The sequence below is a fragment of the Streptomyces sp. NPDC042346 genome (assembly GCF_055581845.1).
On record NZ_JBVJEH010000003.1, the window covers coordinates 794,248 to 814,876 of the forward strand.

The 20,629-nt window shown below is 72.8% G+C and carries 19 protein-coding genes; 9 read left to right on the forward strand and 10 right to left on the reverse strand.

What is annotated here, in order from left to right:
* The first annotated feature begins 58 nt into the window (after positions 1-58).
* The 3 genes from ACZ6K0_RS17270 to ACZ6K0_RS17280 are packed head-to-tail and all read left to right on the forward strand — an operon-like array spanning position 59 to position 3,118.
* Positions 59-1,567: an APC family permease gene (locus ACZ6K0_RS17270; protein ID WP_469228450.1), complete on the forward strand. Its 1,509-nt coding sequence runs from the start codon at positions 59-61 to the stop codon at positions 1,565-1,567.
* Positions 1,568-1,580: 13 nt separating this feature from the next.
* Positions 1,581-2,276 carry a DUF998 domain-containing protein gene (locus ACZ6K0_RS17275; RefSeq protein WP_469228448.1) on the forward strand — a complete coding sequence of 232 codons (696 nt, stop codon included), beginning with the start codon at positions 1,581-1,583 and terminating at the stop codon, positions 2,274-2,276.
* Complete coding sequence (locus tag ACZ6K0_RS17280; RefSeq protein ID WP_469228446.1) at positions 2,273-3,118, forward strand: alpha/beta fold hydrolase; 846 nt, start codon at positions 2,273-2,275, stop codon at positions 3,116-3,118. The genes ACZ6K0_RS17275 and ACZ6K0_RS17280 overlap by 4 nt, the downstream gene beginning before the upstream one ends.
* Here the strand turns inward: ACZ6K0_RS17280 and ACZ6K0_RS17285 are convergent.
* The 4 genes from ACZ6K0_RS17285 to ACZ6K0_RS17300 form a co-directional block, all read right to left on the reverse strand.
* Positions 3,103-3,522, reverse strand: a complete 420-nt coding sequence (locus tag ACZ6K0_RS17285) for a CBS domain-containing protein (protein WP_376404580.1) — start codon at positions 3,520-3,522, stop codon at positions 3,103-3,105. The genes ACZ6K0_RS17280 and ACZ6K0_RS17285 overlap by 16 nt on opposite strands.
* A 152-nt stretch (positions 3,523-3,674) precedes the next feature.
* The gene (locus tag ACZ6K0_RS17290) at positions 3,675-4,253 is read right to left on the reverse strand and encodes a DUF305 domain-containing protein (protein WP_376405213.1); all 579 of its coding nucleotides are present in this window, start codon (positions 4,251-4,253) and stop codon (positions 3,675-3,677) included.
* Between the two features lie 119 nt (positions 4,254-4,372).
* On the reverse strand, positions 4,373-5,020 hold the full coding sequence (locus tag ACZ6K0_RS17295) for a DUF3105 domain-containing protein (RefSeq protein ID WP_469228445.1): 648 nt from the start codon (positions 5,018-5,020) through the stop codon (positions 4,373-4,375).
* A gap of 78 nt (positions 5,021-5,098) precedes the next feature.
* Positions 5,099-5,440, reverse strand: a complete 342-nt coding sequence (locus ACZ6K0_RS17300) for a hypothetical protein (protein ID WP_376404576.1) — start codon at positions 5,438-5,440, stop codon at positions 5,099-5,101.
* Positions 5,441-5,719: 279 nt separating this feature from the next.
* Between ACZ6K0_RS17300 and ACZ6K0_RS17305 the strand changes: the two genes are divergently transcribed.
* The 3 genes from ACZ6K0_RS17305 to ACZ6K0_RS17315 all read left to right on the forward strand — a co-directional run bounded on the left by ACZ6K0_RS17305 (position 5,720) and on the right by ACZ6K0_RS17315 (position 8,430).
* A complete protein-coding gene (locus ACZ6K0_RS17305) occupies positions 5,720-7,081 on the forward strand; it encodes a glutamine synthetase family protein (protein ID WP_015033133.1) in 1,362 nt (453 codons plus the stop codon).
* 100 nt (positions 7,082-7,181) lie between these two features.
* Entirely contained in the window at positions 7,182-7,676 is a 495-nt protein-coding gene (locus ACZ6K0_RS17310; RefSeq protein ID WP_469228443.1) for a GNAT family N-acetyltransferase, read from the forward strand.
* A 52-nt stretch (positions 7,677-7,728) separates the two neighbouring features.
* Entirely contained in the window at positions 7,729-8,430 is a 702-nt protein-coding gene (locus ACZ6K0_RS17315) for a histone deacetylase (protein WP_469228441.1), read from the forward strand.
* Here ACZ6K0_RS17315 and ACZ6K0_RS17320 read toward each other — a convergent pair.
* The 3 genes from ACZ6K0_RS17320 to ACZ6K0_RS17330 form a co-directional block, all read right to left on the reverse strand.
* Positions 8,357-8,788 carry a VOC family protein gene (locus tag ACZ6K0_RS17320; RefSeq protein ID WP_376404570.1) on the reverse strand — a complete coding sequence of 144 codons (432 nt, stop codon included), beginning with the start codon at positions 8,786-8,788 and terminating at the stop codon, positions 8,357-8,359. The two genes, ACZ6K0_RS17315 and ACZ6K0_RS17320, sit on opposite strands and share 74 nt — an antisense overlap.
* On the reverse strand, positions 8,785-9,306 hold the full coding sequence (locus ACZ6K0_RS17325) for a pyridoxamine 5'-phosphate oxidase family protein (protein WP_469228440.1): 522 nt from the start codon (positions 9,304-9,306) through the stop codon (positions 8,785-8,787). The genes ACZ6K0_RS17320 and ACZ6K0_RS17325 overlap by 4 nt, the downstream gene beginning before the upstream one ends.
* A 151-nt stretch (positions 9,307-9,457) precedes the next feature.
* Positions 9,458-11,551, reverse strand: a complete 2,094-nt coding sequence (locus ACZ6K0_RS17330) for a PIG-L family deacetylase (RefSeq protein ID WP_469228438.1) — start codon at positions 11,549-11,551, stop codon at positions 9,458-9,460.
* A 341-nt stretch (positions 11,552-11,892) separates the two neighbouring features.
* On the opposite strand from ACZ6K0_RS17330, the gene ACZ6K0_RS17335 reads away from it, so the two are divergent.
* Positions 11,893-14,880 (forward strand): bifunctional [glutamine synthetase] adenylyltransferase/[glutamine synthetase]-adenylyl-L-tyrosine phosphorylase, encoded by a 2,988-nt coding sequence (locus ACZ6K0_RS17335; protein WP_376404565.1) that lies wholly within the window; start codon positions 11,893-11,895, stop codon positions 14,878-14,880.
* Between the two features lie 6 nt (positions 14,881-14,886).
* On the opposite strand, the gene ACZ6K0_RS17340 is transcribed toward ACZ6K0_RS17335, so the two are convergent.
* Positions 14,887-15,720, reverse strand: a complete 834-nt coding sequence (locus ACZ6K0_RS17340; RefSeq protein WP_469228437.1) for a DUF4344 domain-containing metallopeptidase — start codon at positions 15,718-15,720, stop codon at positions 14,887-14,889.
* Positions 15,721-15,893: 173 nt separating this feature from the next.
* Entirely contained in the window at positions 15,894-16,499 is a 606-nt protein-coding gene (locus ACZ6K0_RS17345; protein WP_376404561.1) for a TetR/AcrR family transcriptional regulator, read from the reverse strand.
* A gap of 127 nt (positions 16,500-16,626) precedes the next feature.
* Here ACZ6K0_RS17345 and ACZ6K0_RS17350 point away from each other — a divergent pair, with 127 nt between their 5' ends.
* Both ACZ6K0_RS17350 and ACZ6K0_RS17355 read left to right on the forward strand, forming a co-directional pair.
* Positions 16,627-18,180, forward strand: a complete 1,554-nt coding sequence (locus ACZ6K0_RS17350) for an APC family permease (protein WP_469228435.1) — start codon at positions 16,627-16,629, stop codon at positions 18,178-18,180.
* A complete protein-coding gene (locus ACZ6K0_RS17355) occupies positions 18,090-19,661 on the forward strand; it encodes an amidohydrolase (protein WP_469228433.1) in 1,572 nt (523 codons plus the stop codon). The genes ACZ6K0_RS17350 and ACZ6K0_RS17355 overlap by 91 nt, the downstream gene beginning before the upstream one ends.
* A 13-nt stretch (positions 19,662-19,674) precedes the next feature.
* On the opposite strand, the gene ACZ6K0_RS17360 is transcribed toward ACZ6K0_RS17355, so the two are convergent.
* The gene (locus tag ACZ6K0_RS17360; RefSeq protein ID WP_376404555.1) at positions 19,675-20,583 is read right to left on the reverse strand and encodes a phosphatase PAP2 family protein; all 909 of its coding nucleotides are present in this window, start codon (positions 20,581-20,583) and stop codon (positions 19,675-19,677) included.
* Between the last annotated feature and the right edge of the window lie 46 nt (positions 20,584-20,629).

Consider the following 20,629-nt stretch of genomic DNA (forward strand, 5'->3'; position numbering starts at 1 on the left):
TGCGATCCGCCCGCGCTCTCGACATGCGGCCCGCCCCCGCCCCGCTGATCATGGGCCCATGACGACCACTGACGACCCGGCAGAGTCGGCACGTCCCACCGCCGGTGACGCGGCGACGGTCCAGGACGACGGCACGAAGAGGCAGGGGGTCCGGGGGCGTCCCCCGGGAATGAACAGCATCTCCTGGCTGACGCTCGCCTTCATGACCACCGCGTCCGTCGCGAGCCTGCGGCCCTCGCCGTCGATGGCCATCTACGGCCTCGCCGCGATCTTCCTCTACCTGCTCCCGGCCATCGTCTTCCTGCTCCCCACCGCCCTCGTCGGCGCCGAGCTCGCCTCCGGCTGGTCCGGCGGCATCTACCGCTGGGTCGGCGAGGCCCTCGGCAAGCCGCTGGGATTCCTCGCGGTCTGGTGCCAGTTCGCCATGACCATCGCGTACTACCCGAGCCTGCTCGCGTACGTCGCCTCGACCTTCGCGTACGTCATCGACCCCTCCCTCGCCGAGAACGGTCTCTACGTCGCGATCGTCATCGTCGTCGTCTACTGGAGCGGGGTCTGGATCTCCTCGCGCGGGACGAAGGCGATCGCCGGGCTCTCCTCCTTCGGCCTGATCATCGGCACCCTCATCCCCGGCGTCCTGCTCGTCGTCCTCGGCCTGGTCTTCCTCGGCCAGGGCAACCCCTCCGCGCAGCCCATGAGCGCCGACCACTGGCTCCCGCCGTGGACCGGCCTCGCCAGCCTGGTCCTCATCGTCAACAACTTCCTGTCCTACGCGGGCATGGAGATGAACGGCGTGCACGTCTCCTCGCTGCGCGAGCCCAAGCGCGAGTACCCGAAGTCGATGTTCCTGGCGACCGGCCTCGTCCTGCTGATCTTCATCCTTCCGGCCCTCGCCATCGCCTGGGTCATGCCCTCGGCGCAGCTCAGCCTCACCGCCGGACTCATGCAGGCCTTCCAGGCCTTCTTCGACCACTTCTCCATCGGCTGGATGACCAAGGTCGTCGGCCTCATGCTGGTCTGCGCCGCCCTCGGCGGCATGCTCACCTGGCTCGCCGGACCCGCGAAGGGCCTCGTCCTGCTCTCCCGGCAGGAGGGCTACCTGCCGCCCGCGCTCCAGAAGTTCAACAGGAACGGCGTCCCGCAGAACATCATGATCGCGCAGGGCGTCGTGACCACCCTGATCGGCGTCCTGTACGCCTTCAGCGACAACGTCTCCAGCGCCTACTGGATGTTCTCCGTCATCACCGTGCAGATCTACCTGATCGCGTACCTCCTGATGTTCGTCGCCGTCGTCAAGCTCCGCAGGAGCCGGCCGGAGGTCGAACGGGGCTTCCGCGTCCCCGCTGTCCAGTGGGTCGCCGGCATCGGCTTCGTCTCCTCCGTCGCCGCGCTCGTCATCGGCTTCGTCCCGCCCGACCAGTTCGGCGACCAGCCGCTCTGGCGCTACCTGCTCATCGTCGGCGGCGGACTGTTCGTCCTCGGCATCGCCATCCCGGCCGCGCTCCTCAAGTACCGCAAGCCCAGCTGGGTCCACCCCGACCACAGGGAACCTTCCGGTACGCCCTGACGTTCGAACCACCATGCCCGGAAAGGTGCCCGAGAAGGCGACGAGAGCGGCAGCGGTCCTGCTCGGCCTCGGCGCGCTCGCGTACACCGCCTGGCTCCTCGAAGTCCTCGTCCGGACCGGGCTCGACCCGGTCCGGACGTACGTCTCCGAGCTCGCCGCCGCCGACCAGCCCCTCGGCGGCCTCTTCCGCGCCACCGACCTCGCGGCCGGCCTCCTCGTCCTCGCCGGCGCGCTCGCCGGGCTCGCCGCGACCCGAGGACCCCGGCGGCACGGCCCCTGGGCGCTCGGCGGCTGGATCGCCCTCGCCGTCTTCGGGGCCGCCACCGTCGCCGACTCCCGGCTCCCGCTCAGCTGCACCCCCACCGCCGACCCGGAGTGCGCGGCGCGCGAGACCGCCGGTCTCGTGCCCGCCACCCATACGGCCCACGCCGTCAGTTCGAGCCTCGCCATGACCGGCGCCCTCGCCGCGATGGTCGCCCTGACCGTGGCCGCCTGCCGGTACGGCCACTGGCGCCCCCTCGCCCGTACCGGCCCGGCCCTCGTCGTCCTGGAGCTCGCCGCCACCGCCTGGACCCTGGCGGCCGTCGCCGCCTTCGAGGCCGGCAAGGGCACGTGGTCGCTGGGCGCGGGCCAGCGGCTCCAGGTCCTCCTGGTGGCCGTGTGGCTCGCCGTCCTCGCCGGCTCCCTCGTGCGGAGGCGGGCGCGATGACCTTCGTACGGATCGGGGGAGTGGCCCACCACGTGGTCGTCGAGGGCTCGGGACCCGTCTGCGTCCTGAGCGCCGGTCTCGGCCTGAGCTGGTTCGACTGGGACCCGGTCGTGCCGCTGCTCGCCCCCTACCGCACCGTGGTCCGCTTCGACCGCCCCGGCCACGGCCTCTCCGCCCCCGCGTCCGCGCCGCCGACGGCGGCGGGCGAGGCGGCCCGGATCGCGTCGCTCCTCGACGCGCTGGACGCATCGGACGCGCTGGGCGGGCTGGACGTGCCGGGCGGCCACCAGGTCCCCGTCACCGTCGTGGGCCACTCCCTCGCCGGGTTCCACGCGGAGGCCTTCGCCCGCCTCCACCCCACCCGTACCGCCGCACTTGTCCTCGTCGACTCCTCGGTGGAGGAGCACCCCCGCCCCTCCCGTACGACCGCCGTCTCCCGGGTCCTCGGCAGGGCGCTCTCCGCCGCCGGCGTCCCCGCCGCGCTCGGCCCGGCCCTCCGCCGGGCATCCGTACGGCGGGACCCGGCGCCCACGGAGCTGATCCGCCGCGTCTACGGGACCTCACGGGTCCTGCGCGGCACCCTCCTGGAGAACGCCCACTACGGCGCCGTCGCCGCCGAACTCCTCGACCTGCGGGAGCGGTTCCCCCTCCCGCCCGGCCTGCCCGTCACCGTCCTCGCCGCCCCCGACGGCTCCGCCCGCTGGGAGCGCCGGCAACGCGCGCTGGCCCGACGGCTCGGCGCCTCCTACGAGGCGGCCGTGCCGTCGGGCCATCTGGTCATGCTGGACCGCCCGGACGCGGTGGCCCGAGCCGTGCTGCACCCGGGTCAGGTCGCGGCGTAGACGCTCGCGCAGAAGCCCTTGATCTGCTCGTCCGACAGATGCTGGGCCAGATCCGCCTCGCTGATCATGCCGACGAGCCGCTTGCCCTCGATGACGGGGAGCCGCCGGATCTGGTGGCTCTGCATCTCCTCCAGGACCGCGCCCACGTCGGCGCCCGCCTCGACCCAGCGCGGGGTGCCCTTGGCCATCTCGCCACAGGTGATCTTGGCCGGATCGTGGCCCATGGCCACACAGCCGATCACGATGTCGCGGTCCGTGAGGATGCCGCAGAGCCGTTCGTTCTCGTCGGCGATGGGCAGCGCGCCCACGTTCAGGTTGCGCATCATCTGCGCGGCACGGTCGAGCGTCTCGTGTGCGGGGATCCACTGGGCCCCGGGATGCATGATGTCCTTCGCCGTGGTCATGAGCTGCGTACCTTTCGTCGACGTCGTCGCACGAACGTCCCCGAGCCCACCCATTGTCGGCGCGCGACACGGCCCCCGCGACCGCAAGGGGTCACGGGGGCCGTCAAGGCCTTGCGGGATCGGGCCGCCGCGCGGCTCAGGCCCCGCGCGGCTCAGGCCCCGCGCTGCTTCAGCATGTCGGCCATCAGCAGGATCTCGGACCGCTGCGCGTCGACCATGCCCTGCGCGAGGTCGCGCTCGACGCCCGGGGCGCACTTGGCCACGCAGCCCTCGGCCATGTGGACCCCGCCCTTGTGGTGCTCGGTCATGAGCTTCAGGTACAGGACCTCGGCCTCCCGGCCGCTCGCCTTGCGCAAGGCGTCCATCTGCGCGTTGGTCGCCATGCCCGGCATCAGCGCGCCGTCCTGGTCACCGCTGCCGCCCATGCCGCCCATGCCCATCCAGGCCATCGGCTCGACACCGGACTGGAGCTTCGGCAGCCCCCACATGTCAAGCCAGCCGAGCATCATGCCCCGCTGGTTGGCCTGGGTGTTGGCGATGTCGTACGCGAGACGGCGCACCGCCTCGTCCCGGGTGCGGTCCCGGACGATGAACGACATCTCGACGGCCTGCTGGTGGTGGACGGACATGTCCCGGGCGAAGCCGGCGTCCGCGGAGTCGGTCGCGGGGGTACGCGGCGCCTCGTCGCGCTCGGCGGAGGCGACGGTGACGGCGCCCCCGGCGAAGAGCAGCGCGAGCGCGACGGCGGTGACGGCCGCCCACTGCGTCCGCCCGCCCCGGCGCCGCGCGGCGGGCGCGAACTCCTCGTCCGCCCCGGTCCCCTCGCTCGCCGACCGGCTCACCGACCTGCTCACTGGTCGACCCCGCCGGTGCAGGCGGCACCCGGCTCGGGGGTCTGCGGGCCCTGGACGTACTTCGTGAAGAAGGCGTCGATCCGCGGGTCGGTGGCGCTGTCCACGGTCACCTGCTTGCCCCAGGCGGACAGCATGATCGATCCGGTCTGGTCGTCCACCGGGCTCATCAGCGTGTACTTGGTCTTGCCGACCTTCTCGGCCAGCTTCTCGACGTCGGCCTTGTCGGCCTTCTTGTTGTACGTCACCCAGACGGCGCCGTGCTCCAGCGAGTGCACGGCGTTCACGTCGTTGATCGCCTTGTCGTAGACCACGCCGTCGCAGTTCATCCAGACCGGGTGGTGGTCACCGCCGACCGGCGGCTTCATGTCGTACTTCACCGGGGTCTCGACGTGGTTGCGGCCGAGCTTCTTCGCGTCCCAGGTCTGCTCGGCCTTGATGGGGGCCTTGGCGGCGGCCTCCTTCGCGTCCTGCTCGTCGGACTTCTTCAGCAGCACGAAGGTGCCGAAGCCGACGAGGCCGAGGACGACGACTCCGGAGACGCCGATGGTGATCAGACGGTTGCGGCGCTCGCGGGACTGCTCGGCGCGGCGCATCTCCTCTATTCGGGCGCGGCGGTCGGCGTTGGCGGAGCGGTTGGCGGCCATGGTGATGTCGTCCTTCTTCAGGGATGGGGTGGAGTTCGGAGCGGGACACGCGGGGAGCGGGCGGCAGGCCCGCCGCCGCTATGTCCGGAGAACTTGAAGGACGTGCAGGTCCGGCGCGCGCGGCCGGACGCCGGACCGGCGGGCCGGGCCGTCACCGGAGGGCGGGTCGAGGCGCGGGAGCCGGCCCTCCGCGTGGAGCGGGGGGTCGACCGGCGCCGCGCTGAGCACCGCGGGGGAGAGGGAGGGGACGAGGGAGCAGCCGTCGCGTTCGTACGGGCAGATGTACTCGGCCACGGCCACCGACGCGTGTGCGCCGTACGCCTCCGGGGCCGCCTCGTGATGGGGGTCGGGCCCGGGCCCGGTCCCCAGACAGACGAAGAGCGCGGCAAGGAGCGTCGCCACGGCACTCACCAGTGCCATGGGACGCGCGTGTCGGAACAGGCGTACGAGCCGCGTGGCCCCCATGGGCGCAGATCGTAGTGGGCGCGAGCCCTCCGTGGGCCGAACGGGGTACCACTCGGTACCGGCGAACGATCACGACACCCCCGAATCCGCCTCCTCCCGTTACCTGCGTCACACCCGAGCAGGCACTATGGGTGTGCAACGTGCGCGAAACCATGTGGTGGGATGCTCAGGTGCCCCCCGATGCATCGGAGGCGGTGGGAGCAGGCGGCCTGACCAGCGAGGATGGGTGTGGAAATGGACAAGCAGCAGGAATTCGTGCTCCGTACGCTCGAGGAGCGCGACATCCGCTTCGTGCGCCTGTGGTTCACCGATGTGCTGGGCTTCCTCAAGTCGGTGGCCGTGGCGCCCGCCGAGCTTGAGCAGGCCTTCGACGAGGGCATCGGCTTCGACGGCTCGGCGATCGAGGGTTTCGCCCGCGTATACGAATCGGACATGATCGCCAAGCCGGATCCGGGCACCTTCCAGATCCTGCCGTGGCGCGCCGAGGCCCCGGGCACGGCCCGGATGTTCTGCGACATCCTGATGCCGGACGGCTCGCCGTCCTTCGCGGACCCGCGGTACGTCCTCAAGCGGGCCCTGGCCAAGACCTCCGACCTCGGCTTCACCTTCTACACCCACCCCGAGATCGAGTTCTTCCTCCTGAAGGACAAGCCGCTCGACGGCACGCGGCCCACCCCGGCCGACAACTCGGGCTACTTCGACCACACCCCGCAGAACGTCGGCATGGACTTCCGCCGCCAGGCGATCACGATGCTCGAATCGATGGGCATCTCGGTGGAGTTCTCCCACCACGAGGGCGCGCCGGGCCAGCAGGAGATCGACCTCCGCTACGCGGACGCCCTCTCCACCGCGGACAACATCATGACGTTCCGCCTGGTCATGAAGCAGGTCGCGCTCGAACAGGGCGTCCAGGCCACCTTCATGCCGAAGCCGTTCTCCGACTACCCCGGCTCGGGCATGCACACCCACCTGTCGCTCTTCGAGGGCGACCGGAACGCCTTCTACGAGTCGGGTGCCGAGTACCAGCTCTCCAAGGTGGGCCGCTCCTTCATCGCGGGCCTCCTGAAGCACGCGGGCGAGATCTCCGCCGTCACCAACCAGTGGGTCAACTCGTACAAGCGCATCTGGGGCGGCTCCTCCCGCACGGCCGGCTCGGGCGGCGAGGCCCCCTCGTACATCTGCTGGGGCCACAACAACCGCTCGGCCCTCATCCGCGTCCCCATGTACAAGCCGGGCAAGACGGGCTCGTCCCGCGTCGAGGTCCGCTCCATCGACTCGGGCGCCAACCCCTACCTGACGTACGCGGTCCTCCTCGCGGCCGGCCTCAAGGGCATCGAAGAGGGCTACGAACTCCCGGCCGGCGCCGACGACGACGTCTGGGCCCTCTCCGACGCGGAACGCCGCGCGATGGGCATCGAGCCGCTCCCGCAGAACCTGGGCGAGGCGATCGCCCTCATGGAGAAGAGCGAACTGGTCGCGGAGACCCTCGGCGAGCACGTCTTCGATTTCTTCCTGCGCAACAAGAAGCAGGAGTGGGAGGAGTACCGGAGCGAGGTCACCGCCTTCGAGCTCCGCAAGAACCTGCCGGTCCTGTAGGGGACTTGACGATCCGGGCCGGTGGCGGGCAGCCACCGGCCCGGCCGTTGCCGGAGGAAATGCGTTGCCCGGCGGACGGGGAGCGGCTCACACTGCCCCGGTGAAGATCAGTGCTGTCGCCACCGAGCGGCTTCTTTTGCACCCGTTGAGCGTGGCCGAGGCCGAGCGCATCCTCGCTGGGGAGCCCGGGGACCAGGACCTGTGGGGCGACGGGTATCCCGGGGCCGGGGACGTCCGCGCGAGCACCGGGTTCCTGCGCGGGGTCGCCGAGCGGGGGGACCCGGGGGCGTTCCGGCTCTACGAGATACGGCTCCGGGACAGCGGTGTCGCCGTCGGCGGCATCGGGTTCCACGGGCCGCCGGACGAGCTGGGGGTCGCCACCATCGGGTACGGGCTCACGCCCGGAGTGCGCGGGAACGGGTACGCCTCCGAGGCCCTGCGGGCGGTCCTGGAGCTCGCCCGGCAGGCCGGCGCCGAAGGGGTCAAGGGCGACGCCGACGTCGACAACCCGCCCTCCCACCGGGTGATGGAGGCGGCCGGGATGGCACGCGTCGCCGCGGACGAGAAGCTCGTCCACTTCTACGTAGGGTTCTAGACCGGCTCTCCGTGGGGTTCCAGACCGGCTCCAGCCGCTACCGTCTGGCCGTATGCCGGAATCATCCCGTTCCCGCGTCTGGTACGCCGCCTACGGCTCCAACACGCATGCCGAGCGCCTCGGGTACTACCTCGCCGGCGGCCGTCCGCCCGGAGCCGCGCGGACGTTTCCGGGGTGCCGGGACCCGAGCCCGCCGGAGCGGTCGGTGGCCCTGCTGATGCCCGGGCGCGTCTACTTCGCGACCGAGTCGCCCGTGTGGGGAGGCGGCCGGGCCTTCTACGACCCGTCGGCGGACGGCACCGCCCGCGGCGTCGCCCACCTGCTCACCGTCGGACAGTTCTCCGACATCGCCGCGCAGGAGATGTACCGGCCGCCCGGGACCGACCTCGATCTCGCCGAGGTGCTCGCCACCGGGCGCCGCTCGCTCGGGCCGGGCCGGTACGAGACCCTCGTCTCTCCCGGCCTCCTCGACGGCCTGCCCGTCCTCACCTTCACCGCGCCGTGGCCGATGCCGGTGCCGGCGGACTCCGGCGAGCTGCGGCCGCCCTCCGCCGCGTACCTGCGGCAGCTGGCGGCCGGGCTGAACCTGGCCGGGGCCTGGAGCCCCGCCGACACCGCCGCCTATCTCGCCGGCTGCCCCGGCGCGGCCGGGCACTGGACCCCGGAGGCCGTGACCGCCCTCAGCGCTCCGACAGCTCCGACGGGGCCTCCTGGACCACCCAGCCGTTGCCGTCCGGATCCTCGAAGGTCATGAACGAGTTCCAGGTGTCGCCCTTCCCGTCCTCCCAGCCCTTCTCGCCGACGTGCATCACGGGCGAGACGTCGACGCCCCGCTCGACCAGCTCCGCCCGCGCCGCCTCGATGTCCGTGACGCAGAGCTGGAGGCCGTGCAGGCTGCCGGGGGCCATCTCCTTGGTGCCCGGCATCGTCGGCATGCCGCTCAGCATCGCGATCGAACATCGCGAGCCCGGCGGTGTCGCCTGGACGATCCGCATGCCCGGTGCCACCTCGTCGTCCAGGTCGATCGTGAAGCCGCACTTGTCGCCGTAGAACTTCTTGGCCCGGTCCATGTCGGTCACGGGGACCGGGACGACCTCCAGGGTCCAGTTCACGTCTGCTCCTCTGCTCCTCGGAAACGCCAGCGGGTCTGGCCGAACGGCTCGCCCTTGGCGAAGCCGAAGACCGTACGAGGCGCGACCGCGAACACCAGGGCCGTACCACCGTCGCCCACGAACGCCCCGTCCCGCACGCCGAACCGCCAATCCGGGCCGTACTTCTCCGTGTACGCCGCCGCCAGGGCCCGCAGCCGGTCCTCGTCCGTCACCCGGGCCGCCTCGCCCTCGACCACCAGGTCGAGGCCCTCGTCGAGCGCGCCGGAGCCGGTGGTGAGGACCACCGACGCGTTCTCGGCGAGATTGCGGGCCTTCCGCTCGTCCGGCCCGGTGCAGAAGTGCAGGGCCCCCGCCGACCAGACCGCGATGAGCGGCGTGACATGGGGGCGGCCCTCCGGGCGGACGGTCGTCAGCCAGAAGACCTCGGCCGCCGCGAGCCGGGCGGCCGCGTCGGACCAGGGCAGCGGGGCCGCCCGGGGATCGCTGTAGCGGGGGTCGAGGGAAGTACGCGGGTCCATGACCGGCCGTCCTTTCGTTCGCGGCTCCCGGGAAGTCGCTGCGCCCGGGAAGGGGCCACGAAAAGGAGACCGGTCCGCCCGCCCGAACTCATCGGTCGCCGGCCCGCGCGTCCGTGGGGATCCCTCGGTCGGCCCACACACCCGCCCGAACTCATCGGCCCGCGGGCGTCCAGTGCAGCCTGCCGTTCAGGCCGATCGCCGCGACTCCGTCCGTCCCCGCGTCGGGCGCCCCGGAGAACAGGAACCGCTCCAGCGTCCATGTCGGCCGGGTCGCGCCCCGCCCCAGCGGGGCCGTCGCCAGGACGCCCGTACGGGAGCGGACCGCGAGCATGCCCTCGCCGCTCACCGAGGCGCTGCCCCGGGACCCGCCCACCGAGCCGCCGGTGGAGCCGCCCACCGCCCCGCTCACCGGGCCGAAGCCCGCGACGCCGCCCACCAGCTCCCGCATGGGGGAGACCAGGCCGGCACCCGAGAAGTCGGCGGACCGCAGGTCGTTGGAGGACGGCTTGCGGAACCAGAGCCGTACGCCCTCGCCGCCCGGCATCGGGCTCGCGCTCAGCGCCAGCGTCGTCGCCGGCAGGCCCGTCCGGACCGGACCCGTCAGCGGGCCGCCGGGGCGCTGCGCCGCCCACGCCAGGACGGTGTTCGGGGTGCTCGCGAAGACGTATCCGCGGCCCGCCGAGTCGGTCGCCGCCACCGGGTCGCCGTGCACGTCGGCCCCGCCGAGCGTCCGCCACGGGCCCCAGCGGCCGTCCGCGCCCTGCTCGCGCGCCGCGAGCCGGTGACCGCTGTCCCGCAGGACCAGGGTCACCCGGCCGTCGGGGCCCACGGTCACGGCGGGCGCGCTGATGTCGGAGGTGCCGCTGACGTCGTCCAGCTCGGGCGTGCCGAGCGAGCGCCACGGGCTGAAGGAGCCGCCCCTCGTCGTCTGCTCGGCCGTCACCACCTCGCGCCGGTAGTCCGCCGGTCCGGTGCCGAGCGTGGTCCGGGTGCCGAAGACGGCCAGGCGGCCGTCGGACAGCAGGGTGGAGGTGACGCCGCTGTCCAGGCCGCCGCCGGGCAGCAGTACCGGTCCCTGCCAGGCACTCGCGCCCGCCGCCTTCCGCCAGGTCGCGAGGCGTCCGTCGAGGACGGAGAAGGCGTGCAGCCCGCCGTCCCGGTCGCGCTGCACCCAGGAGGTGGAGGTGCCCCGGGCGTACCGGATGGTGTGCGTCCAGCCCCGGCCCGCGGGCCGCGCGGCCACCTTCAGGTCGCCGCAGCCCGAGACGGTCCCGCAGTCGTTGACCCCGTCCATCCACGCGTACGTCTTCAGGGTCTTCAGCTTCGCGTCCGCCGTCTCGGGGTCGAGCGTGTGCGGGAGGACGCTGGTCGGGTAGCCGAGGTAGTTCTGGACGCCGAGGTGCGGGTGCCCGGGGAGGTCCGCGTACCGGGCGAGCGCGGCCTGGACGAACCGCGCGCCGTACAGGTGGTCCTGGTGGTCCTGGTAGCGGTCCGTGCCGGGGACCTTGCCGGAGGTCGGGTCCTGCATCCGGACGAAGGTCGGCCGGAAGCGTTCCAGGACCCCGGTCACCGTCGCGACGACCTGCTCCTTGGTGTACGTGAAGTCCGCCGCGACCGGGGTGCCGGAGGCGCGCTGGGAGGCGAGCGCGGGGATCCGGCCGTGCCACAGGCCGTTCAGGCTCTCGGGGCGGTCGCCGTTGGTCGCCCCGGCCTCGCGCATCTGCAGCCAGACCAGCTTCACGTGCGGCTTCGCCCGCAGGGTGTCCAGCTCGGCGGTCGCGCCGCCGGCCGTGGGGATCGCGACCCGGTCCCAGGGGCTGATGCGGCTGCCGGTGGCCATCTCGGCGTACGCGGCGCGGATGCCGTTCTGCCGGGCCTCGGCGTACCCCGCCTTGTCGGGCTCGGTGCCGGCGGCGTCGCGCGGGCGGGCGTTGACGCCGTCCGACTCGCCGGAGGTGAGGTAGACGGAGGTCAGGGGGCTGCCGGAGCGGATGGACTGGGAGGTGTCCGGGTTCATGAAGAACAGGTCGTCGTCGGGGTGCGCCACGATCTGCACCACGGACGCGCCGTCGGACGCGGCGGCCGGCGCCTCCGCCGGGCGTGCCTTCCCGGGCGCCTCGACCGGGCGTATCCCCCCTCCCGCGGGTGTCCGCGGGGGAACGGGAACCGCGGCCGCCGAGGAGTCCGGCGCCGTCGTCACCGACAGCAGACCGGCGAAGGTGCCGCCCACCAGGACGGCCGTCACGGCCGTCGTGACGACTCTGCGTCGGGGGACCCCGCGACGGGAGGCGGCGGCGGGACGGCGGGGGAGGCGGACGGGCATCGGTGAGGGCGCGCTTTCACAGGGAAGAGAAGGACGGGACATCGGTCGGTCGGGCGTGCGGGGGTGGTGCACGCACAACAAGACGGACTTTCAAGAAATACGGTTCATTGGGTCCGAAAAGCGATCGATGTGCGAGATGTCACGTGTGATCCGCTTCGATCCGAAGGCCTGGGCGCCCGCGCCCCCCACTCCGGATAGGCTCGATCTCCCGGGCCCGACCTTGTGGGAGAACCGGGACGGGCGTGCGTGGAGGGAGCGGTCGGATGACGGTGCCGGGGCGCAGGAGCAGTACGTTCTCACGTCTGCTGCGGCACGGGTTCACCGATCCCTCGGGGGCCGAACGGCTCCTCGACGTGCCCGAACTGTCCGCCCTCCGCGGCGACGCCGTCCTCCTCGACGCCCTCGGCGCCACCGCCGATCCGGACCTCGCCCTGCGCGGTCTGGTCCGGCTCGTCGAGGCCCAGCCCGAGACCGAGCGGCAGACCCTCACCTCCACCCTGCTCTCCGCCAAGCCCTTCCGGGACCGGCTCCTCGGGGTGCTCGGCGCCTCCGAGGCCCTCGCCGACCACCTGGCCCGCCACCCCCGCGACTGGGAGACCCTCGTCACGTACGAGGCGGCCGACCTGCACCCGGGGGTCGCCGAGTTCGAGCAGGGGCTCGCCGACGCCACCGACGCCGTCTCGCTGCGCGTCTCCTACCGCCGCTGCCTGCTCGCCATAGCGGCCCGAGACGTGTGCGGCACGACGGACGTCGCGCAGGCGGCCGCCGAGCTCGCCGACCTGGCGACGGCGACCCTGCGCGCCGCGCTCGCCATCGCCCGTACCGCCGCGCCCGCCGACGCCGCCCAGTGCCGCCTCGCCGTGATCGCGATGGGCAAGTGCGGCGGCCACGAGCTCAACTACGTCTCCGACGTGGACGTGATCTTCGTCGGCGAGCCGATGGAAGGTGCCGACGAGGGGAAGGCGCTCCAGGCGGCGACCCGGCTCGCCTCGCACCTCATGCGGATCTGCTCCGAGACCAACATCGAGGGCACGATCTGGCCGGTCGACGCCAACCTCCGCCCCGAGGGCCGCAACGGCCCCCTCGTCCGCACCCTCTCCTCCCACCTCGCCTACTACCAGCGCTGGGCGAAGACCTGGGAGTTCCAGGCGCTGCTCAAGGCGCGCGCGGTGGCGGGCGACCCGGAGCTCGGCGCCCAGTACATCGACGCCGTCTCCCCGCTCGTCTGGCAGGCCGCCGAGCGCGAGAACTTCGTCCCCGACGTGCAGAAGATGCGCCGCCGGGTCGTCGACAACATCCCCGTCGCCCAGGTCGAGCGCGAGCTCAAGCTGGGCCCCGGCGGTCTGCGGGACGTCGAGTTCGCCGTCCAGCTCCTCCAGCTCGTGCACGGCCGCAGCGACGCCGGCCTGCACAGCGGCACGACCCTGGACGCGCTCGCCGCGCTCGCCGCCGGCGGCTACGTCGGCCGCGCCGACGCGGCCCAGCTCGACGAGGCGTACCGCTTCCTGCGGGCCATGGAGCACCGCATCCAGCTCTACCGCCTGCGCCGCACCCACCTCGTCCCCGAGGACGAGGCCGACCTGCGCCGCCTCGGCCGCTCCCTCGGCCTGCGCACCGACCCGGTTACCGCGCTCAACAAGGAGTGGAAGCGGCACGCCGCCGTCGTCCGCAGGCTGCACGAGAAGCTCTTCTACCGGCCGCTGCTCGACGCCGTCGCCCAGCTCGCCCCCGGCGAGATCCGGCTCAGCCCGAAGGCGGCCGGGCAGCGCCTCGAAGCCCTCGGCTACCGGGACCCGGTCGCCGCCCTGCGCCACCTGGAGGCGCTCTCCGCCGGGGTGAGCCGCAAGGCCGCGATCCAGCGGACGCTGCTCCCGGTGCTGCTCGGCTGGTTCGCCGACTCGGCCGACCCGGACGCCGGCCTCCTCGGCTTCCGCAAGGTCTCCGACGCCCTCGGCAAGACCCCCTGGTACCTCCGGCTCCTCCGGGACGAGGGCGCCGCCGCCGAGAACCTCGCCCGGGTGCTGTCCGCCGGGCGCCTCGCCCCCGACCTGCTGCTCCGCGCCCCCGAGGCGGTCGCGATCCTCGGCGACCCGGAGGGCCTGAAGCCGCGCGGCCGGGACCACCTGGAGCAGGAGGTCCTGGCGGCGGTGGGCCGCGCGGACGACGCCGAGCAGGCGGTCGCGGCGGCCCGCGGAGTGCGCCGCAGGGAGCTGTTCCGTACCACCGCGGCCGACCTCATCGGCTCGTACGGCACCGAGGACAACCCCCGGGAGTCCGACCCCGGCGCGCTCGTCGACCGGGTGGGGGAGGCCGTCACCGACCTCAACGCGGCGACGATCGCGGGCGCCCTGCGGGCCGCCGTGCGCGCCGAGTGGGGCGAGACGCTCCCGACCCGGTTCGCCGTCATCGGCATGGGCCGCTTCGGCGGACACGAGCTGGGATACGGCTCCGACGCCGACGTGCTGTTCGTGCACGAGCCGCGCGAGGGCGTCGACGAGCAGGAGGCGACGCGGGCCGCGAACAAGGTGGTCTCGGAGATGCGGCGACTGCTCCAGCTCCCCACCGCCGACCCGCCGTTGCTGATCGACGCGGACCTCAGGCCGGAGGGCAAGAGCGGCCCGCTGGTCCGCACCCTGAAGTCGTACGAGGCCTACTACCGCCGCTGGTCGCTCGTCTGGGAGAGCCAGGCCCTGCTGCGCGCCGAACCCATGGCGGGCGACCGGGAGCTGGCGGACCGGTTCATCGAGCTCGTCGACCCGCTGCGCTATCCCGCCGAGGGCCTCGGCGAGGACGCGGCCCGCGAGATCCGCCGCCTCAAGGCCCGGATGGAGTCCGAGCGGCTGCCGCGCGGCGCCGACCCGACGCTCCACGCCAAGCTGGGGCGCGGCGGCCTGAGCGACGTCGAGTGGACGGTCCAGCTGCTCCAGATGCGGCACGGCTGGGCGGAACCGGGGCTGCGGACGACCCGTACCCGCGAGGCCCTCTCCGCCGCGCACGCGGCGGGCCTGATCGGGACGGAGGAGGCGCAGACCCTCGACGAGGCCTGGGTCCTCGCGACCCGCGTCCGCAACGCGGTGATGCTGGTCCGCGGCCGCCCCGGCGACACCTTCCCCTCGGAGCCGCGCGAACTGGCGGCGGTCGGACGGTACTTGGGGTACGTCCCCGGCCACGTCGGGGAACTGGTCGACGACTACCGCCGCGTCACCCGCCGCGCGAGGGCCGTCGTCGAGGAGCTGTTCTACGGGGCGTAGGACCCCTCACTTCAGGTACGGGGCGAGCAGGGTGCTCCACGCCTCCTGCATCTGTGTGTACTCGCCGGGGCAGCGGACGGCGCGGGACTCCGGCAGGAAGCCCTCGGGGTTGGCCTCGGTGCGGACCACGAACTCGTAGGTCTTCGGGTCGGAGCCGTACAGCCAGCAGATGGCGTTGTAGTAGCGCTGTGAGTCCAGGGCGTGATCGTCGGCGACCTTGTCGCTGAGGTCGCCCTGCTCGGAGAGTTCGGCGAGGGCGCCCCACGCCTCGATGTCGCTGATCGCGTACCCCTGGTGGAGCGAGTCCTCGGAGAGCAGCAGCGTGGCGAGCTGGTCGGCCGAGTCCTCCTCCCGGCCCGTGGCGGGAAGGTCGTAGACATCGATGAGGGCGTGCGCGAGCTCATGGAAGACCGTGCTGTTGGAGACGCCGATGACGTCCTCGTCGGTGGCCCGGGCCTGCTCGGCGGGAGTGCCCTCGGTGTTGCGCTCCGAGAAGATCCCGCGGAACAGCGCGGCGTACTCGTAGCAGAAGAGGATGGCCTGGGACTCCGGATCCCAGTAGGCGTTGGGAGGGTCGCAGCTCACCGCCACCAGGGGGATGTCCCGGGGCAGGCCGATCTGGGCGTTCGCGTGGGCGGCGGCGCTCTCCAGGACCTCGTTCTCCTGGAGGAACTGCTGCTCGGTCAGGCCCGCCTCGGTCTGGGCGGGTTGGTAGCTCACGACGAGCCCTCCGGGACCGGGCACGGCGGGCGCGGCGGGTGCGGCGGTCGTGGTGGACGCGCCGAGGGTAAGGAGGGCGGTGGCGGCGAGAGCGGCGGCCCATCTGCGGTGGAAGCGCATTCTCTGCCTCCTGTCACGGGACCACCGCGGGCGGTGGACCGTGTCGGGGGAGTCGGAGCGGCCGGGACCCCGAGGGCCGTACACCCTCAGGATAGGGCCGCCGACATGCGCGAGCATGTGCGTCGCGGCGTCGCGGCGGTCGGCGATCCCCTGCCGCCCCCGCCCCCCGGTCCCTACGGGGCGTAGACCTCCCGGACGTGGGCCAGGTACCCCGTGAGCGCCAGCTCGAAGGCCTGGTCCGCGCGCCCCTCGGGCACCGCGCCGAGCGCGCGGGCCAGTCGGGGGGTCGCCGTCTCGTCGGCGAGCTCCCACATCGCCTCCGGGGCGGCGAGGTCGAGCGCCGAGCCGAGGACCAGGTTCTCCAGGGCGATGATCACCGGCATGACGTCCGGCAGCGCGAACCCGGCGTCGAGGAGGAGGCCGACGGCCTGCTCGTACTGGGCGAGGACCTTGGGCGCGCGCACCGGTGAGGTCATGAGCAGCGGGATCGCGCGCGGGTGGGCGGCGAAGGCGGCGCGGTAGGAGCGGGCCCAGGCGGCCATGCCCTCGTCCCAGGGGGTCAGCTCCAGCGTCCCGCCGTCGATCGCGGCGGCCACCCGCTCGCGGAGCAGTTCCACGATCCCGTCCCGGCCGTCCACGTGGTGGTAGACGGACGCGGTCTGCACGCCGAGCCGTCGCGCGATCTGCGGGACGCTGAACTCGCCCTGCTCGTCGACGATTTCGAGCGCCGTGGTGGTGATCCGCTCCCGGTCGAGGAGAGGTCTGCGCGGCCGGCCCATGAATCGTCACTCCCTGTTCAGGTCCACTTGGGGTCCACGTCGGGTCTTCCCGAATCGTCGGAGCCGAGGTTACATTGCGAAAACCGAAAGCCTTTAGGTTTCCTGCCGTGGAAGGGCTTCCCCACCCATGTCCTCACCCATGCCCAAGGGCACCCCCGACGAGCCACCGGGGCTGAGAACCGGCACGCTCAGCACCGCCGACATCTCCTTCTTCGTCGTCTCCGCCGCCGCCCCGCTGACCGTCATGGCCGGCGTCGCCCCCGTCGCCATCCTGCTCGGCGGCATCGGCGCCCCCGTCGGCTACCTCCTGGCCGGCCTCACCCTCACCGTCTTCGCCGTCGGCTTCACCACCATGAGCCGCCACGTCCGCAGCGCCGGCGCCTTCTACGCGTACATCACCCGCGGCCTCGGCCGACCGATCGGCATCGCCGCCGCCCTCGTCGCCATGCTCGGCTACAACGGCATGGAGATCGGCGTGTACGGGCTCCTCGGCTCCGCCACCTCGGACACCGCCACCGCCCTGACCGGCCACCACGTCCCCTGGCTGCCCGTCTCCCTCGCCGGCCTCCTGCTGATCTGGTACGGCGGCTACCGCTCGATCGACTTCGGCGCCAAGCTCCTCGGCGTCCTCCTCGTCGCCGAGACCGGCATCCTCGTCCTCCTCGCCGGCGGCGTCCTGATCGACGGCGGCGCCCACGGCCTCTCCCTCGGCGGCCTCGCCCCCGCCCACGTCCTCACCGGCGGCACCGCCGCCGTCCTGGCCTGCGCCTTCGCCGCCTTCACCGGCTTCGAGTCCACCGTCATCTACCGGCGCGAGGCCAAGGACCCGGAGCGCACCATCCCCCGCGCCACCTACCTCGCGGTCGCCTTCCTCGGCCTCTTCTACGCCTTCGTCGTCTGGACCGTGATCCAGGCCTTCGGCGAGGACAAGGTCGTCCAGGCCGCCGCCGACGACCCCGGCGGCCTCTTCTTCGCCGCGATCACCACCTACGTCGGAGCCTGGGCCGCCGACCTGATGCACGTGCTCATCGTCACCAGCGTCCTCGCGTCCCTCCTCGCCTTCCACAACGCCATCAACCGCTACACCCTCTCCCTCGCCGAGGAGGGCGTGCTGCCGAAGACCCTCGGCCGGATCCACTCCCGCCACCGCTCCCCGTACGTCGCGGGGGCCGCGCAGACCGTGCTCGGCGCCGTCGTCGTCCTCGCCTTCGCGCTCGCCGGGGCCGACCCGTACCAACAGCTCCTGCTCTGGGTGAACACCCCCGGCATGCTCGGCCTGATGGTCCTCCAGCTGCTCGCCGCGCTCGCCGTGCCCTTCTTCTTCCGGCGGATCGACCACAGCGAGGGCCTCCTCCGCACGGTCGTCGCCCCCGTCACCGCCTTCGTCCTGCTCGCCGGGGCGATCGGGCTCGTCGCCGCCAACATCGAGCTCTTCACCGCGGCCTCGACGACCGTCAACACCGTGCTCGTCTCGCTCGTCCCCGCCGTCTTCCTCCTCGGGCTCCTCCTCGCGTACCGGCTCCGCCGCACGCGCCCCGAGGTCTACGCGAACTTCGCCACCGAACCCCCTACCGAAGGGACCGACCCCTCGTGTCCGCACCCGACCTCGTCCTCGTCAACGCCCGAGTCCGCGACCCCGAACTCACCGGCGCGACCGCCATCGCCGTCCATGGCGGACTGATCACCGCCCTCGGCGACGCCGCCGACGCCCGCTCCTGGGCCGGACCCGGCACCGAGACCGTCGACCTGGCCGGCGCCACCCTCACGCCCGGCCTCACCGACGCCCACAGCCACCCCGTCTGGGGCCTGGAGATGTACACCGGCACCGACCTCTCGGGCGTCACCGACCTCGAAGGACTCCGCGCCGCCCTCAGGACCGCCGAGCGCCGCGACGGCTGGGTCCTCGGCTTCGGCCTCGACCACAACGCGTTCGGCGGCCGGCCGGTCCACCGCGACCTGATCGAGGACGTCCTCGACGGCGCCCCCGCCCACCTGCGCCTCTACGACGGACACTCCGCCCTCGTCAGCGCGACCGCCCTCAGGGCCGCGGGCATCGACGGGCCGCGCGCCTTCACCCAGCGCTCCGAGATCGTCATCGGCGCCGACGGCCGCCCCACCGGGCACCTCGTCGAGCACGCCGCCATGGACCTGCTGACCCCGGTCCTGCCCGCCCAGCCGTACGCCGAGCGCCGCGACCGGCTCGTCGAGCTCCTCACCGGCATGGCCGCCACCGGCCTCACCGGCGCCCACGTCATGGACCTCGGCGGACACGACGTGCCCGGGCTCCTCGCCGCCCTGGAGGAGGACGGCGACCTGCCGCTGCGCCTGCGCCTCGCGCCCTGGTGCATGCCGGGCGCCACCGAGGAGGAGCTGGACGGCTTCGTACGCCTCCAGGAGCGGGCCGGCCGGCTGTGGCGGATCGGCGGCGTGAAGTTCTTCATGGACGGCACCGTCGAGGGCGGCACCGCCTGGCTGGACCACGCCGACTGCCACGGCCAGGGCACCGCCGCCTTCTGGCCCGACCCGGCCGCGTACTCCGCCGCCGTGGCGCACCTCCACCGCGCCGGGGTCGGCACCGCCACCCACGCGATCGGGGACGCCGCCGTCCGGCACGTCCTCGACACCGTGGAAGCCCTCGGTACGGGCGGTCCCCGCCACCGCGTCGAGCACATCGAGACGGTCCCCGACGACCAGCTCGGCCGCTTCGCCGCGCTCGGGGTCGTCGCCTCCATGCAGCCGCCGCACACCGCGTACACCCGCGCCGACCACACCGACGAGTGGTCCAAGCGGCTCGGCGAGGAGCGGGCCGCCCGCGCCTGGCGCTGCCGCGACCTGCGCGAGGCCGGGGCGCACCTCGCCCTCGGCTCCGACTGGCCCATCGCCCACCACGACGCCCGTCAGGTCCTCGCCACCGCCCGGGCCCCGCGCGGCGCGGCCTCGGCCCGGCACGGGCTGACCGGTCTGATGGCCCTGGAGGGCATGACGACGCACGCGGCGGTCGCGGCGGGGGAGGAGACGGTCGCCGGCCGGATCGCCCCGGGCTTCCGGGCCGACCTCACGGCCTTCGCCGCGGACCCCGTGGAGGCCCCGGCGGACGAGGTCGCAAAGACAGCGATCCGGCTCACCGTCACCGGTGGCCGGATCGCGTACAGGCAGGACTGAGCGGCGGGACCCGCTACCTCCGGGAACCGACCGGGCGCTCCGCCTCCTGGTCCGCGTCCTCCGTGCTCTCCGGCGGGCGCGGACCACCCTGGGCGACGGGGACGGCCGGCTCCACCAGCTTCGGGAGCCGGTGCGGCCGGGAGCCGTACCAGAAGTACGAGACGAGGAAGCCGAAGGCCAGGCAGATCATGCCGCCTACCGCGTCCAGCCAGAAGTGGTTGGCGGTCGCGACGATCACGACGAGCGTCACCGTCGGGTAGAGCAGGCCCAGGATCCTCGCCCAGGGCGCCTTGGCCAGCAGGAAGATCGTCAGCCCGCACCACAGCGACCAGCCGATGTGCATCGACGGCATCGCCGCGTACTGGTTCGACACGTGCTTGAGGTTGCCCGAGGCCATCGAGCCCCACGTCTCGTGGACGAGGACCGTGTCGATGAAGTTCTGGCCGGTCATGAGCCGCGGCGGCGCGAGCGGGTACAGGTAGTAACCGACCAGTGCCACACCGGTGGTGGCGAACAGGACCGTACGGAACGCCGCGTAACGGCCCGGCTGCCATCGGTACAGCCACACGAGCACACCGATGGTCACGACGAAGTGCAGCGTCGCGTAGTAGTAGTTCATCGACACGATCAGCCAGGTCACCGAGTTCACGGCGTGGTTGACGGCGTGCTCGAAGGCGAGGCCGAGGGAATCCTCGGTCCGCCAGATCCAGTCCGCGTTCTTGAGCGCCTGCGTCTTCTGCTCCGGCACCGCGTTGCGGATCAGCGAGTACGTCCAGTAACTGATCGCGATGAGCGCGATCTCGAACCAGATCGTGGGTCGGCGCGGTACGCGCCCACGCATGCGGGACCACCTGCCGTCGGCCACGATGGGTGACGACGGGGTCGTCCGGTCGTCCAAACTCTTCACGGTCGTTTCACCCATAGGCAGAGAGTTTGCCAGATCCCGTCCCTCCGACCGATCATCCCCC